Source organism: Shinella agrisoli (assembly GCF_046557955.1).
Taxonomy (GTDB): Bacteria; Pseudomonadota; Alphaproteobacteria; order Rhizobiales; family Rhizobiaceae; genus Shinella.
In genome coordinates this window covers 261,014-275,197 of record NZ_JBJIEP010000004.1, presented here as the reverse complement: position 1 = coordinate 275,197, position 14,184 = coordinate 261,014, and the positions used below count along the sequence as shown (strand labels likewise).

At 67.8% G+C, this 14,184-nt stretch carries 12 protein-coding genes; 10 read left to right on the top strand and 2 right to left on the bottom strand.

The window, feature by feature from the left end; translation table 11 throughout:
* Positions 1-7: 7 nt before the first annotated feature.
* Complete coding sequence (paaI, locus tag ACIIOY_RS05365; RefSeq protein ID WP_411033592.1) at positions 8-448, bottom strand: hydroxyphenylacetyl-CoA thioesterase PaaI; 441 nt, start codon at positions 446-448, stop codon at positions 8-10.
* Positions 445-1,233 carry a 2-(1,2-epoxy-1,2-dihydrophenyl)acetyl-CoA isomerase PaaG gene (gene paaG / locus ACIIOY_RS05360; protein WP_411033591.1) on the bottom strand — a complete coding sequence of 263 codons (789 nt, stop codon included), beginning with the start codon at positions 1,231-1,233 and terminating at the stop codon, positions 445-447. The genes paaI and paaG overlap by 4 nt, the downstream gene beginning before the upstream one ends.
* A 100-nt stretch (positions 1,234-1,333) precedes the next feature.
* On the opposite strand from paaG, the gene paaN reads away from it, so the two are divergent.
* The 10 genes from paaN (at position 1,334) to ACIIOY_RS05310 (ending at position 14,175) form a co-directional block, all read left to right on the top strand.
* Positions 1,334-2,995, top strand: coding sequence for a phenylacetic acid degradation protein PaaN (gene paaN, locus ACIIOY_RS05355; protein WP_411033590.1), 1,662 nt, complete (start codon positions 1,334-1,336; stop codon positions 2,993-2,995).
* Positions 2,996-3,042: 47 nt separating this feature from the next.
* Positions 3,043-4,194 carry an ABC transporter substrate-binding protein gene (locus ACIIOY_RS05350; protein ID WP_411033589.1) on the top strand — a complete coding sequence of 384 codons (1,152 nt, stop codon included), beginning with the start codon at positions 3,043-3,045 and terminating at the stop codon, positions 4,192-4,194.
* 71 nt (positions 4,195-4,265) lie between these two features.
* On the top strand, positions 4,266-5,138 hold the full coding sequence (locus tag ACIIOY_RS05345) for a branched-chain amino acid ABC transporter permease (protein ID WP_411033588.1): 873 nt from the start codon (positions 4,266-4,268) through the stop codon (positions 5,136-5,138).
* 2 nt (positions 5,139-5,140) lie between these two features.
* The gene (locus tag ACIIOY_RS05340; RefSeq protein WP_411033661.1) at positions 5,141-6,097 is read left to right on the top strand and encodes a branched-chain amino acid ABC transporter permease; all 957 of its coding nucleotides are present in this window, start codon (positions 5,141-5,143) and stop codon (positions 6,095-6,097) included.
* Positions 6,094-6,879 carry an ABC transporter ATP-binding protein gene (locus ACIIOY_RS05335; RefSeq protein ID WP_411033587.1) on the top strand — a complete coding sequence of 262 codons (786 nt, stop codon included), beginning with the start codon at positions 6,094-6,096 and terminating at the stop codon, positions 6,877-6,879. The genes ACIIOY_RS05340 and ACIIOY_RS05335 overlap by 4 nt, the downstream gene beginning before the upstream one ends.
* Positions 6,866-7,567 (top strand): ABC transporter ATP-binding protein, encoded by a 702-nt coding sequence (locus tag ACIIOY_RS05330; RefSeq protein ID WP_411033586.1) that lies wholly within the window; start codon positions 6,866-6,868, stop codon positions 7,565-7,567. Before ACIIOY_RS05335 ends, ACIIOY_RS05330 begins: the two co-directional genes overlap by 14 nt.
* A gap of 4 nt (positions 7,568-7,571) precedes the next feature.
* Complete coding sequence (locus tag ACIIOY_RS05325) at positions 7,572-9,632, top strand: 3-hydroxyacyl-CoA dehydrogenase NAD-binding domain-containing protein (RefSeq protein WP_411033585.1); 2,061 nt, start codon at positions 7,572-7,574, stop codon at positions 9,630-9,632.
* Between the two features lie 91 nt (positions 9,633-9,723).
* Positions 9,724-10,650, top strand: a complete 927-nt coding sequence (locus tag ACIIOY_RS05320; RefSeq protein WP_411033584.1) for a helix-turn-helix domain-containing protein — start codon at positions 9,724-9,726, stop codon at positions 10,648-10,650.
* Between the two features lie 114 nt (positions 10,651-10,764).
* On the top strand, positions 10,765-12,171 hold the full coding sequence (locus tag ACIIOY_RS05315) for an aldehyde dehydrogenase family protein (protein ID WP_411033583.1): 1,407 nt from the start codon (positions 10,765-10,767) through the stop codon (positions 12,169-12,171).
* A 27-nt stretch (positions 12,172-12,198) separates the two neighbouring features.
* Positions 12,199-14,175: a copper amine oxidase gene (locus ACIIOY_RS05310; protein ID WP_411033582.1), complete on the top strand. Its 1,977-nt coding sequence runs from the start codon at positions 12,199-12,201 to the stop codon at positions 14,173-14,175.
* Positions 14,176-14,184: the final 9 nt, after the last annotated feature.

Genomic DNA, 14,184 nt, shown 5'->3' with positions numbered 1-14,184 from the left:
CTCTGCCTCACTCCGGCAGATGGGTGCCCTTGACTGTTCGCGAGTGCCCGCGGAATTCCGCGATGTGCTCGCCCTCCTGATTGGTGATGCGGATGTCGTAGATGCCGCCCCTCCCGCGGCGCGACACCTCCCGTGCCGTTGCCGTCAGCCTGTCGCCCCTGAAGGCCGGAGCGATGAACGTCACCGAACAGTGCTGGGCGACGGTGCGCTGGTTGTAGGTGTTGCAGGCAAAAGCGAAGGCCGAATCCGCCAGCGTGAAGATGTAGCCGCCATGGCAGGTGCCGTGGCCGTTGGTCATGATCTCGGTGACGGTCATGGCGATGACCGCCTCGCCGGGAGCGACGGAGACAAGCTCCATGCCGAGATGGCGGGTGGCGTTGTCGTCGTCCCACATGGCCTCGGCGCAGGCTTCCGCCAGCTTCCGAGGGGAAAGGCCGGCGGCGCTCATTTACCCGAAAACTCCGGCTTGCGCTTTTCGAGGAAGGCGGAGACGCCTTCGGCGTAGTCGGCGCTGCGGCCGGCCTCGCGCTGCAGGTCGCGTTCGAGGTCGAGCTGCTGGTCCAGCGAATTGGTGGCGGCGGCCTGTATGGCGTGCTTCGTCATGCCGAGACCCCTGGTCGGGCCGGCGGCGAGGCGGGTGGCTAGCGCCTTCGCCTCCTCCATCAGCCTGTCGTCGTCGACGGCACGCCAGATGAGGCCCCAGTCGGCGGCGGTTTCGGCGCCGAGCGGTTCGGCGGTCAGCGCAAGCGCCTTGGCGCGCGCCTCGCCGATGAGGCGCGGCAGGCTCCAGGTGCCGCCGGAGTCCGGCACGAGGCCGATCTTGGCGAAGGCCTGGATGAAGCGGGCGGAGCGGGCGGCGAGCGTGATGTCGCAGGCGAAGGCGATATTGGCGCCGGCTCCGGCGGCAACGCCGTTGACGGCGCAGATTACGGGCTTTTCGAGGCTGCGGATGAGGCGCAGCAGCGGGTTGTAGAAGGTCTCGATCGTGTGGCCGAGGTCCGGCGCGCCCTTCTTCGGGTCGCGGTCGCCGAGATCCTGGCCGGCGCAGAAGCCGCGGCCGGCGCCGGTCAGAAGCACCGCGCGGACGTTTTCATCCGCATGCGCGCGCTCGAAGCCGGCGCGAAGGGCAAGGTGCATTTCCTCGTTGAAGGCGTTGAGCTTGTCGGGGCGGTTCAGTGTGAGGCTGAGAACGCCGTCGGCAAGCGCCGACAGAATGGTGCCGGAGTCGGACATGGTTCCTCCCTGTCGCCCTTCCCAATGGCGACCGTAAAAAAACTCTTGCATAAACCGACCGGTCAGTCAATTATAAAAGCACTGACTGGGAGGAGCAGCCATGACCGGACTTTTCGAGCGCCATCGCGCGACGCTGGAAGCAGCTCTTGAAGCGGCCACCAGGCGCGGCTTCTGGTCCGCCTATCCCGAAGTGCCGAGCGGCAAGATCTATGGCGAGACCGCCAGGGACGATGGCCTTGCCGCCTACACGGCGCGTCTCGGCAAGGCGTTCGACCTTGCCGATCATCCGTCGGAGGGCTCCGTCGGTGCGGAGGTGTCGCCTTACGGACCGTCGCTCGGCATCACCTATCCCGCCGCTTCCGTCGACATGCTCGTCTCCGCTTCGCGCGCCGCCGCCCCGCAATGGGCCGCCGCGGAGCCGCAGGTGCGCGTCGGCATCTGTCTGGAGATCCTTTCCCGCCTCAATGCCCGCAGCTTCGAGATGGCGAATGCCGTCATGCACACGACCGGCCAGGCCTTTGCCATGGCCTTCCAGGCCGGCGGCCCGCATGCGCAGGACCGCGGCCTCGAGGCCGTTGCCTATGCCTATGCCGAGATGACTCGCACGCCCGCCGCGGCGACCTGGACGAAGCCGCAGGGCAAGGGCGAGCCCATCGTCCTGGAAAAGCACTGGCGCATCGTTCCGCGCGGCGTCTCGCTCGTCATCGGCTGCAACACCTTCCCGACCTGGAACAGCTATCCCGGCCTCTTCGCCAGCCTTGCCACCGGCAATGCCGTCATCGTCAAGCCGCATCCTGCCGCGATCCTGCCGCTCGCCATCACCGTCGAAATCGCCCGGCAGGTGCTGGTGGAGGAAGGCTTTGCGGCCGATATCGTGCTGCTTGCGGCGGACGCGCCCGGTTCCGAGATCACCAAGGACCTCGTGCAGCATCCGGCCATCGCCATCGTCGACTATACCGGCTCCGGCAGCTTCGGTCGCTGGGTGCGCGAAAACGCCGGCGATGCGCAAGTCTATACGGAAGAGGCCGGCGTCAATTCCATCGTCATCGGCGCGACCGGCGATTTCGCCGGCATGTGCAGCAACATCGCCTTCTCGCTGTCGCTCTATTCCGGCCAGATGTGCACGGCCCCGCAGGACATTTTCGTGCCGCGCGGCGGCATCGAGACCGATGAAGGCCGCAAGAGCTTCGATGAGGTCGCGGCCGCCATCGCCGCCGCCGTCGATGGCTTGCTCGCCGATCCCGCCCGCGCGGCGGGGATCTGCGGCGCCATCGCCAATCCCGCGACGCTCGCGCGCATCGCGACGGTCCGGCCGCTCGGACGCGTGGTGCGCGATTCCGCGCCGGTGGAGGGTCTCGACGATGCGCGGACCGCAACGCCGCTGATCCTCGCCGTCGATGCGGCGGACGGCGAAGCCTATGCGGAGGAGCGCTTCGGCCCCATCGCGTTCGTCGTCGCCGTCGATGACGCCGCCGACGGCGTGGAGCGCGCCGCCGGGCTTGCCGAGCGCAAGGGCGCGATCACCGCGGCGCTCTACGCCACCGACGAGGCGCAGATCCTTGCCGCCGCCGACCGTTTCGCCGCGGCGGGCGTCAACCTTTCGGTCAACCTGACCGGCGGCATCTACGTGAACCAGAGCGCCGCGTTCAGCGATTTCCACGTCACCGGCGCCAACCCGGCCGGCAATGCCAGCCTGACGGATGCGGCCTTCGTCGCGAACCGGTTCCGCGTGGCGATGTGGCGCCGCCCCGTGGCGGCGTGAGAGGAGCTTCGACTTTATCTTTGACTTTGTTGGGAGGAGAAACCGACATGAAACTTTCGCTCACCACCACGGTGCTTGCCGGCACCCTGGCGCTCGCCCTCGGCCTTGCCGCGCCCGCGCTTGCCGACATCAGGATCGGCGCCACCATCTCCGAGACCGGTCCCGCCTCCTTCCTCGGCGATCCGGAGGCGAAAACGCTGAAGATGTTGGTCGAGGAGATCAATGCGGCCGGCGGCGTCAACGGCGAGAAGCTGGACCTCGTCATCTACGACGACGGGGGCGATCCGAACAAGGCGCGCACCTTCGCCACCCGCCTCGTCGAGGACGACGAAGTCGTCGCCGTGATCGGCGGAACGACGACCGGAACCTCCATGGCCATCATCCCGGTCTTCGAGGATGCCGAGGTGCCCTTCATCTCGCTTGCAGGCGCCATCGAGATCATCGATCCGGTGCAGCCCTATACCTTCAAGACGCCGCACACGGACCGCATGGCCTGCGCGAAGATTTTTGAAGACATGAAGAAGAACGGCATCGCCAGGATCGGCATGATCTCGGGCTCCGACGGCTTCGGCGCCTCCATGCGCAAACAGTGCCTGGAGATCATCGGCGACTACGGCATCGAGGTGCTGGCCGACGAGACCTACGGCCCGACCGACGCCGATATGACGCCGCAGCTCACCAACATCAAGGGCAAGGACGGCATCCAGGCCGTGCTGAACCCCGGCTTCGGCCAGGGACCGGCGATCGTCACGCGCAACTACGCCCAGCTCGCCGTCGGCCTTCCGCTCTACCAGTCGCACGGCGTCGCCTCGGACGGCTTCATCGAGCTTGCCGGTGCGCAGGCCGCCGAAGGCGTTCGCCTGCCGGGCACGGCGCTGCTCGTCGCCGGCCTCCTGCCGGAGGACGACCCGCAGCGCGCCGTCGTCACCGCCTACAAGGAAGCCTACGAGAAGGCGACCGGCAAGCCGGTCTCGACCTTCGGCGGCTACGCCCATGATGCGCTGCGCATCCTCGTCGATGCGATCACGCGGGCGGGCAATGCCGAGCCTTCGGATATCCGCGATGCGATCGAGGCGACGAAGGGCCTCGTCGGGACCACCGGCACCGTAACCATGACGGCCGAAGACCATCTCGGCCTCGACCTCTCGGCCTTCCGCATGCTTGAGATCGAGAACGGCGGCTGGAAGATCGTCGAGTAATCGAGCCCGCCGGCCGGCGCCCTCGAGTGCGCAGGCCGGCGGAAACCGTCGCGCGGAAAGCGGAGGCGTCCATGCCCGAACTGCTGCAATTCCTTCTGTCCGGGATAACGGTCGGCGCGGTCTATGCGCTGGTCGCCCTCGGCTTCACGATCATCTACAACGCCTCCGACGTCGTGAACTTCGCCCAGGGCGAGTTCGTCATGCTCGGCGGCATGATCACCGTCTTCGCCTATGCCGCCGGCCTGCCGCTGCCGCTCGCCGCGCTCATCGCCATCATCGCGACATCGGCGGTGGGCGTCGCGCTCAACAAGCTGGCGATCGAACCCGCCCGCGGCGCGCCGGTCGTCTCGCTGATCATCATCACCATCGGCGCCTCCATCTTCATCCGCGGCGCGACGCAGCTCGTCTTCGACAAGCAGATCCACCGCTTCCCGGCCTTTTCCGGCGACCAGCCCATCCGGATCGGCGGCGCGACCATCCTGCCGCAGAGTCTCTGGGTCATCGCGGGCGCGCTTGCCGTTTTCCTCTGTCTCTGGCTGTTCTTCACGCGCACGCTGATCGGCCGTGCGGTGCTGGCGACGGCGAACAACCGCATCGCCGCCCAGCTCGTCGGCATCAACACCAACTACGTGATGACGCTCTCCTTCGCCATGTCCGCCGCCATCGGCGCGCTCGCCGGCGTGCTGGTGACGCCGATCACGCTGACGAGCTACGACGTCGGCCTCGCGCTCGCCCTCAAGGGCTTCGCCGCCGCCATGCTCGGCGGCATGGGCAACCCCAAGGGCGCGCTCGTCGGCGGCCTGCTGCTCGGCCTCCTGGAGGCGATGACCGCCGGCTACATCAGCTCGCAATACAAGGACGCGGCCGCGTTCGTCGTCATCCTCGCGGTGCTTTTCGCCATGCCGCAAGGCCTCTTCGGCCGCAAGTCGGCGGATCGGGTGTGACCATGCGGCTCTCCGGCAAGGCTACCACGCTCCTCGTCCTCGCCGCGGTCATCGCGGTCGCACCGGTCTTCTTCCCGTCGTCGTACTATTTCCGCGTCGGCTCGCTGATCTTCGTCAACGGCCTCGCGGTGACGGGCCTCGTCATCCTCATCGGCTATGCCGGCCAGATCAGCCTCGGCCATGCGGGGTTCGCCGGCATCGGCGCCTATGCCTGCGCGCTGGCGCCCGTCCATCTCGGCCTGCACCCGGCGCTCGCCGCGCTGCTCGGGGCGCTCCTGTCCGCCGCCATCGCCTTCCTGGTCGGCCGGCCGATCCTGCGGCTCAAGGGCTATTATCTTGCGGTCGCCAGCCTCGGCTTTGGCATCCTCGTCTCCATGGTGCTGTCCAACGAGGCGCAACTGACGGGCGGGCCGGACGGCATGGCCGTGCCGGAGCTCGGCCTGCGCGCCCTGCTGAAGGCGGTCGGCATCGACCTTTCCAACACCGAGTTCTGGTACGCCTTCTCCGGCCTCGTGCTGGTGATCGGCGCCTGGCTCGCGCTCAACCTCCATCACAGCCCGACCGGCCGGGCGCTGCGTGCCCTGCACGGCTCGGAGGTCGCCGCCCGCACGGTCGGCGTCGACGTCGCGCATTACAAGCTCGTCGCCTTCGTCATCTCGGCGGTCTACGCCTCCGTCTCGGGCTCGCTCCTGGCCCTGCAGAACAAGTTCATCACGCCGGATGTCGCGGGCTTCATGCATTCCATCGAGATGGTCACCATGACGGTGCTCGGCGGGGCCGGTTCCGTGCTCGGCGCCATCCTCGGCGCGGCGATCCTGACGACGCTGCCGCAGGTGCTGACGATTTTCCAGGAATACGAGCAGCTCATGCTCGGCCTCGTCATGATGCTCGTCATGATCTTCATGCGCGAGGGCCTGTTGCCGTCCATCGCGCGCCGCATCCGGGGGAGGGGAGAATGAGCCTGCTTCAGATCGAAGGCCTCGGCATCGATTTCGGCGGACTGCGCGCCGTCAACGACGTCGGCTTCTCCTTGAAACCCGGCGAGATCATCTCCGTCATCGGCCCGAACGGCGCCGGCAAGACGACGCTCTTCAACATGATCTCCGGCGTCTATGCCCCGGCGCGGGGCCGCGTGGTGCTCGACGGCGAGGATGTCACGCGCATGCCGCCTCACCTGCTCGCCCGCCGCGGCCTGTCGCGCACCTTCCAGAACCTGCAGATCTTCCAGTCGATGAGCGTATTGGAGAACGCCGTCGCCGGCCATCACCTGCATGAGCGCGGCTCGGTCTTCGCCGATCTCTTCTCGCTGCCCGCTTCGCGCCGCCGCAGCAAGGCGTCGGAAGAGGGCGCCCGGGCGCTGCTCGACCGCGTCGGCCTCGGCCGCGCCGCCGAGCAGGAGGCGGGCTCGCTCTCCTACGGCGCGCTGAAGCGGCTGGAGATCGCCCGGGCGCTGGCGCTGAAGCCGCGTGTCCTGCTGCTCGACGAGCCGGCCGCCGGCTGCAATGCCGTCGAGACGGAGGAGATCGACCATCTCATCGCGAAGGTCGCGGCCGAGGGCGTGTCGATCCTCCTGGTGGAGCACGACATGAAGATGGTCATGCGCATTTCCAACCATATCGTGGTGCTGGATCACGGCGAGAAGATCGCCGAAGGCGAACCGGCGGTGATCGCGCGCGATCCGCGCGTCATCGAAGCCTATCTCGGCGCCCAGGCGACGGAGGCCAAGAATGCTGACGGTTGAGGGACTGCGCTCACGCTACGGCCGCATCGAGGTGCTGCACGGCATCGATCTCGACGTCGCCTCCGGCGAGATCGTCACGGTGGTCGGCGCGAACGGCGCCGGCAAGACGACGCTGCTCAAATGCCTTTCCGGCATCCAGCCGGTCTCGGCGGGCTCCATCCTCTTTCGCGGCGAGACGCTGACGTCGGTGCCGGCGCATCGGCGTGTGCAGCGCGGCCTTGCCCAGTCGCCCGAGGGCCGGCAGATCTTCACCAACCTGACGGTGGAGGAGAACCTGCGTCTCGGAGCCTATCTCTTCGCCGACGACAAGGTGGACCGCGACAGAGAGGACGCCTTCGCCATGTTCCCGATCCTCAAGGAGAAGCGGAACCTTGCGGCGGGCGGGCTTTCCGGCGGCCAGCAGCAGATGCTGGCCATCGCCCGCGCGCTGATGGGCCGCCCGTCCTGCCTGCTTCTCGACGAGCCCAGCATGGGGCTTGCCCCCATCCTCGTCGCGCAGATCTTCGACGTGGTCAAAAGCATGAAGGCGCTCGGCGTCACCGTGCTTCTCGTCGAGCAGAACGCCTTCGGCGCTCTCTCCGTGGCGGACCGGGGCTATGTCATGGAGACGGGACGCATCACCATGTCCGGCCCCGCCGCCGAACTGATCGCGGACGAACGCATCCGCGCCGCTTACCTGGGAATATGAGACCATGACCGTCACCATCGCCCGCGAAGGCTCCGTCGCCGTCGTCACCGTCGACAACCCGCCCGTCAACGCGCTGTCGCAGGCGCTTCGCCAGGCGCTCGTGGAGGCGGCGGCGGAACTCGACGCGGATGCGGCTGTGAAGGCCGTGGTGCTGATCTGCGCCGGCCGCACCTTCATCGCCGGGGCGGATGTCGGCGAATTCGGCAGGCCGCCGCAGCCGCCGCACCTGCCGGACGTGGTGGCGCGCATCGAGGGCGCGAAGAAGCTGTGGGTGGCGGCCATCCACGGCAGCGCACTCGGCGGCGGGCTCGAAGTGGCGCTCGGCTGCGCGTATCGCGTCGCCGTCCCCTCCGCCAGCCTCGGCCTGCCGGAAGTCAGGCTCGGCATTATCCCCGGCGCCGGCGGCACGGTGCGCCTGCCGCGCCTGATCGGCCCGTCCGCCGCCGTCGATCTGGTGACGGGCGGCAGCCCGGTCGGCGCGAGGAAGGCGGAAGGGCTGGGGCTGATCGATGCCGTGATCGACGGCGACCTGCGCGCGGGTGCGATCGCCTTCGCGGGCGAGGCCGCTGGAAAGCCCCGGCCGCAGCCGGTCTGCGCCCGTGCCGTGCCGGCGGTCGAGGCAGGATTCTGGGGAGACGCCGAAAAGGCGGTGGCCGCGAAGGCGAAGCGCGAGGTCGCGCCGCTGCGGGCGCTCGCTTCCATCCGCAATGCCTGCAAGACGGATTTCGCCGCCGCCATGGCCTTCGAGCGCGAGACGTTCCTGGAATTGCGCGGCTCGGCGCAGGCGGCGGCGCTGCGCCATGTCTTCTTCGCCGAGCGCGCCGCGCCACGCCCGCCGGAGCTTGCCGGCGTCACGCCGCGCGACATCCGTTCGGCCGCCGTCGTCGGCGGCGGCACGATGGGGGCGGGCATTGCCGCGGCGCTGCGCGATGCCGGCCTGCCGGTCGTGCTGATCGAGCGGGACACGGCGGCGGTCGAGCGCGGGCTTGCCAATATCCGCGCCATCTTCGAGGGCTCCGTGAAGCGCGGCCGCATCACGCAGGACGTCGCGGACGCGCGCATGGCGGGCGTCACCGGCGGTGACGACTACGGCCTGCTTGCCGACACGGGCCTCGTCGTCGAAGCCGTCTTCGAGGACCTTGGCGTCAAGCGCGCCGTCTTCGAAAAGCTGTCCGAGGCCTGCCGGCCGGATGCGGTGCTCGCCACCAACACCTCCTATCTCGACCCCAATGCGATCAGCATGGGCATCGCCCGTCCGGACCGCTTCCTCGGACTGCACTTCTTCAGCCCCGCCCATGTGATGAAGCTGCTGGAGATCGTGCCGGCCGGGGCGACCGCACCGCAGGTCCTGGCGACGGGCTTTTCGCTCGCCCGCCGGCTCGGGAAAATCCCCGTCTGGGCCGGCATCTGCGACGGCTTCATCGGCAACCGCATCCTCAAGGTGACGCGTGCGCAGGCCGAACGGCTGCTGCTTTCCGGCGCGACGCCGTCCGCGGTCGATGCCGCCATGCGCGCCTTCGGCCTGCCGATGGGGCCTTTCGAGGCGCAGGATCTCGGCGGCCTCGACATCGCCGCCTTCCAGCGCAAGGCCGCACGCGAACGGGGCGAGACGCCCTTCGCGCCCGTCGCCGACAGGCTTTGCGCCATCGAGCGCTTCGGCCAGAAGTCGGGCGGCGGCTGGTACGATTACCAGCCGGGCGATCGGACGCCGAAGCCGTCGAAAACCGTGGCGGCGATCATCGCCGAGGAGGCCGCCGGCCGGCCGCAGCGGGCCTGGGACGAGGCGTCGATCGCCGACGCCGTGGTGCTGCCGATGGTCAACGAGGCGACGCGCATTCTGGAGGAAGGGGTGGCGTTGCGCGCGGCCGATGTCGATCTGGTGAAAATCCACGGCTACGGCTTCCCGCGCTGGCGTGGCGGGCCGATGCATTATGCGCAGGCGCGCGGCCTTGCCGAGGTCGTGGCGGTGCTCGACCGGCTTTCGGCCGAAGGCCTTGCCGAGCCGCCATGCGATGGCCTGCGCCGGGCGGCGCAAGCCGGCGGTTTTTCGGCTCCTGCCGATTAAGGGCGATAGGCAAGGACGGCAGACTGTGGTGAGATGAAGCCTGGGAGAGCAAGGCAGGAGATTCAAAGGCTGTAGAGCCGGGGAGGGCACGATGCAGTCGCTGATGACGCCGGGACACAAGCCTGTGCCGGTAGAAATTCTCGAAGCGGAGATCAGGAGGGTCTGCGGTTCGTTCGATCTGGAGCCGATGCGGCGCACGGGCGTCGTCAACGGCGATGTCACCACGCGCCGCGTCGGTCCGTTCGATACGGCGATCGTGGCGCTCGATGCCTCCGAGGTCGCGCGCAACACCCGCGCCATCCGGCAGGACCCCGGCGAATATTTCTTCCTGCTGGTGCAGGATGCCGGCCAGTGTCGCGTCGAGCAGGGGGACCAGGTGGCGGAACTGTCGCCCGGCGACATGTTCCTCGTCGATTCCGTGAAGCCCTCGACCTTCCTCTACCGCGGCGAACGCTCGAACCAGGTCTCGCTGCACATTCCGCGCGAGGAGATGGTGCACCGCTTCGGCACGGTCTGCACCGGGGGGCTTGCGATCCTGCGCGATGATCCGCTCTGGCTCGCCATGCGCGCGGTCATCGCCAAGATGCTGCTGGCGGAAGGGGCGCAGGCCCAGCTCGGCGAGGCCTTTCTGTGCCTGATGGGCGCCTACCTGCATTCGGCCCGCGTGACGGGCACCGTGGCCCCTTCCGAAACGCTGCTTTCCCGGGCCCTTGCGATGATCGACCGCTACCGGGCGGATCCGGCCTTCGGGCCGCGCGAGCTCGCTGCGCGCCTCAACGTCTCGGAGCGCATGCTGCAGCGGCACTTCCGTCCGCTCGGCGAAACGCCCGGCCACCGGCTGCTCAACCGCCGGCTGGAACTGGCCCATGCGCGGCTTTCCGCCCGCAAGGGGGACCAGCCAGCCGAAGGCGTCACCGCCGTCGCCTTCGACTGCGGCTTCAACGACCTTTCCTATTTCTACCGCGAGTTCCGCAAGAAGTACGGCACGACGCCGGGTGCGGTCGCGCGATGCCATTGACGCTTTTGTCCAAAAGACAGGACGGCGCCGTCCAAGTCTGACGCTCCGCCAGCCTCTATCCTCTGCCATTAACATTCCGCCGGAGGCGGCGGAGCGTTCACGGAGGAGGCGGAAATGATGGAATTCAAGGCAACCATCGGCGGCAGGCCGGCGAGCGTCGGCGCGGACTTTGCCGTCCTCGATCCGGCGACGGGCAGGGAAGTCGGCCGGGCGCCGAACATGGGCGGGGCCGAGCTGGATGCGGCCGTCGCCGTCGCCAAGGCGGCATTCGCAAGCTGGTCGGCACAGGGCGACGAAGCGTTGCAGGCCGCCTGCGCGGCCGTGACGGCCAAGATCGAGGAACACGCGGGCGAGCTTGCCGAGATCATCACTCTGGAACAGGGCAAGCCCCTCAACGGCCTCGGCTCGCGCTGGGAGGTCGGCGGCGCCGTCGCCTGGGCGGGGTATACGGCCGGCCTTTCCCTGCCGGTCAAGGTGTTGCAGGACAACGAGCAGGGGCGCGTGGAGCTCCACCGCAAGCCGCTCGGCGTCGTCGGCTCTATCACGCCGTGGAATTTCCCGGTGATGATCGCCGTATGGCATATCCTGCCGGCGCTGCGCACGGGCAATACCGTTGTCGTCAAGCCCTCGCCCCATACGCCGCTCTCGACGCTGCGTCTCGTCGAGATCATGAACGAGGTGCTGCCGCCGGGCGTCGTCAATGTCGTAACCGGCGATGACAGGGCGTTCAATCTCGGCGCGGCCATGTCTGCGCATCCGGATATCCGCAAGATCGTCTTCACCGGCTCCTGCGCCACCGGGCAGAAGGTCATGCAGTCCGCCGCCGCGACGATGAAGCGCCTCACGCTGGAATTGGGCGGCAACGACGCCGGCATCGTGCTGCCCGATGCCGACCCGGCGAAGATCGCCGAGGGCCTCTTCTGGGGCGCCTTCATCAACAACGGCCAGACCTGCGCGGCCATGAAGCGGCTCTACGTGCACGAGCAGATCCACGACGCCGTCTGCGATGCGCTCGTCGCCTATGCAAAGGCGATCCCCGTCGGCAACGGCATGGACGAGGCGAGCATCCTCGGGCCGATCCAGAACCGCATGCAGTTCGACAAGGTTTGCCGCCTCGTCGCGGCCGCCAGGGAGCGCGGCAGGGTGCTAATCGGCGGCGAGCCGGGCGAGGGCCTGTTCTTCCCGCCGACCATCATTTCCGGCCTGCGCAACGGCGATGCGCTGGTGGACGAGGAGCAGTTCGGCCCCGCCCTGCCGGTCATCCGCTATTCCGATGTGGAGGAGGCGATCCGCCTCGCCAATGACAGCCCGAACGGACTCGGCGGGTCCGTCTGGTCGTCCGACATCGAGGCGGCCAGGAAGGTGGCGGGCCGCATGGCCTGCGGCTCGGTCTGGATCAACAAGCACGGCGCCATCCAGCCCAACGCCCCCTTCGGCGGCATGAAGGCCTCCGGCCTCGGCGTCGAGTTCGCGGAGGAAGGGCTCGCCGAATACACCGATATCCAGGTGGTCTTCGCCTGACACCAATCAAGCAAAGAGGGAACGATCATGAGACTGACGAAACATCTGGCCTCCACGGCGGTGGCGCTCGGCCTTGCCGCGAGCGCCGCCGCCGCTCACCCGCTCGACGGGCTGACCGCCGAGGAATACCAGAAGATCAACCAGATCCTGCGCGGCGAGAAGATCGTGGACGACGAGACGCTCTACCCGCTGATCGAGTTGAAGGAGCCGGCCAAGGCCGACGTGCTCGCCTGGAAGGAAGGCGATGCGCTCGACCGCAAGGCGACGGTCTATTTCACCGGCGCGGAGGGCTTCAGCGAGGCGGTGGTGAACATCACCCAGGGCACGGTCGAGAGCAACGAGAAGACCAAGGGCCAGCCCATGGTGCTCTTCACCGAGTTCATGAATGCGCTGGAGGGCGCGCTCGGCCATCCGGACATGGTGGCGGGGCTTGAAAAGCGCGGCCTGAAGCCGGAACAGGCCTTCTGCCTGCCGCTCACGGGCGGCAACTTCTTCACGGAGGAGTACCGGAATTCCCGCCTGATGAAGGTGCCGTGCTACCAGGTTCCGGACGGCTCCAACTTCTACGCCAGGCCGATCGAAGGTCTCTTTGCGGTCTACGACATCGGCAAGAAGCAGGTGCAGCGCGTCATCGACACCGGCGTCGTCGAGCCGCCGAAGGACGGCTGGGGCTATACGGAGGAGGAGGTCGCCGCGCGCGTGCCGCTGCGGCCGGAATCCAAGCCCGTCACGCTCGTGCAGGAGGGCGGCCCGAACTACAGGATCGACGGCAGCCACCTCGAATGGGACATCTGGCGCTTCAATTTCCGCGTCGACAAGCGGCCGGGCCTGGTCATCTCAAACCTCGACGTCAACGACGACGGCACCTGGCGCTCCGTCATCTACCAGGCGCACCTCTCGGAAGTCTTCGTGCCGTACATGGACCCGACGGAAGGCTGGTACTGGCGCACCTACATGGACAGCGGGGAATACGGCTTCGGCCTCTTCCTGAGCCCGCTGCGCGCCGGCATCGACTGCCCGTCGCATGCCACGTTCCTGCCGGCGACGATCGCCGACGACAAGGGTGCGCCGCTGGTCATCCCGGATGCGATCTGCGTCTTCGAGCGCAATATCGGCGATCCCGCCTGGCGTCACTTCGAGGTCTTCGCGCAGACGCCGGAAAACCCGGTGCCGGCGGAAGGTCGCCCGGCGACGGAGCTCGTCGTGCGCACGGCCTCCGAGGTCGGGAATTATGACTACCTCATTGACTACCGCCTGCAGCAGAACGGCCAGATCAACATCCATGTCGGCGCGACCGGCCTCGATGCGGTGAAGGGCGTCGCCTCGACCTCGATGAAGGACCCGACGGCGAAGGCTGACACGGCCTACGGCACGCTGATCGCGCCGAACCTCGTCGCCGCCAACCACGACCACTACTTCAACTTCCGGATCGACTTCGACGTCGACCAGCCGGTGAACCATTTCTCGACGATGGACATCGTTCCGGCGAAGCTCGATCCGTCCAGTCCGCGCAAGTCGATGTGGACGGTCGAGCACAAGATGCCGCATACGGAAATGGAGGCGCGCTACAAGCTTTCGGCCATGCAGCCTCGCTACTTCCATATCTCCAACCCGTCACGCGAGGGCTATCTCGGCCACGAGCCCGGCTGGATGATCCATCACGGCAACGTCGCCTACGGTCCCTACGACTATGCCAACGACCCGCCGATGAAGCGCAACGCCTATATCGAGTATTCGGTCTGGAACACGGTCTACGATCCGGAGCAGCGTTATGCCGGCGGCAAGTTCGCCATGCAGAGCGACGGGTCCGACACGCTCGCCGAATGGGTGAAGAAGGACCGGAGCCTGATGGGCAAGGACATCGTCACCTGGTTCTCCGCCGGCTTCCACCATATCCCGCGCATGGAGGACTGGCCGGTCATGTCGACGGAGTGGAAGACCGTGCACATCATGCCCCACAACTTCTTCGCCCGTAACCCAGCGTTGACGCTGCGCAAGAAATGAAGGTGACGG

What these genes read in the sequence shown, in the direction of transcription:
- paaI (WP_411033592.1), bottom strand. Translation starts at nt 448, where the DNA reads ATGAGCGCCGCCGGCCTTTCCCCTCGGAAGCTGGCGGAAGCCTGCGCC.
- paaG (WP_411033591.1), bottom strand. Translation starts at nt 1,233, where the DNA reads ATGTCCGACTCCGGCACCATTCTGTCGGCGCTTGCCGACGGCGTTCTC.
- paaN (WP_411033590.1), top strand. Translation starts at nt 1,334, where the DNA reads ATGACCGGACTTTTCGAGCGCCATCGCGCGACGCTGGAAGCAGCTCTT.
- ACIIOY_RS05350 (WP_411033589.1), top strand. Translation starts at nt 3,043, where the DNA reads ATGAAACTTTCGCTCACCACCACGGTGCTTGCCGGCACCCTGGCGCTC.
- ACIIOY_RS05345 (WP_411033588.1), top strand. Translation starts at nt 4,266, where the DNA reads ATGCCCGAACTGCTGCAATTCCTTCTGTCCGGGATAACGGTCGGCGCG.
- ACIIOY_RS05340 (WP_411033661.1), top strand. Translation starts at nt 5,141, where the DNA reads ATGCGGCTCTCCGGCAAGGCTACCACGCTCCTCGTCCTCGCCGCGGTC.
- ACIIOY_RS05335 (WP_411033587.1), top strand. Translation starts at nt 6,094, where the DNA reads ATGAGCCTGCTTCAGATCGAAGGCCTCGGCATCGATTTCGGCGGACTG.
- ACIIOY_RS05330 (WP_411033586.1), top strand. Translation starts at nt 6,866, where the DNA reads ATGCTGACGGTTGAGGGACTGCGCTCACGCTACGGCCGCATCGAGGTG.
- ACIIOY_RS05325 (WP_411033585.1), top strand. Translation starts at nt 7,572, where the DNA reads ATGACCGTCACCATCGCCCGCGAAGGCTCCGTCGCCGTCGTCACCGTC.
- ACIIOY_RS05320 (WP_411033584.1), top strand. Translation starts at nt 9,724, where the DNA reads ATGCAGTCGCTGATGACGCCGGGACACAAGCCTGTGCCGGTAGAAATT.
- ACIIOY_RS05315 (WP_411033583.1), top strand. Translation starts at nt 10,765, where the DNA reads ATGATGGAATTCAAGGCAACCATCGGCGGCAGGCCGGCGAGCGTCGGC.
- ACIIOY_RS05310 (WP_411033582.1), top strand. Translation starts at nt 12,199, where the DNA reads ATGAGACTGACGAAACATCTGGCCTCCACGGCGGTGGCGCTCGGCCTT.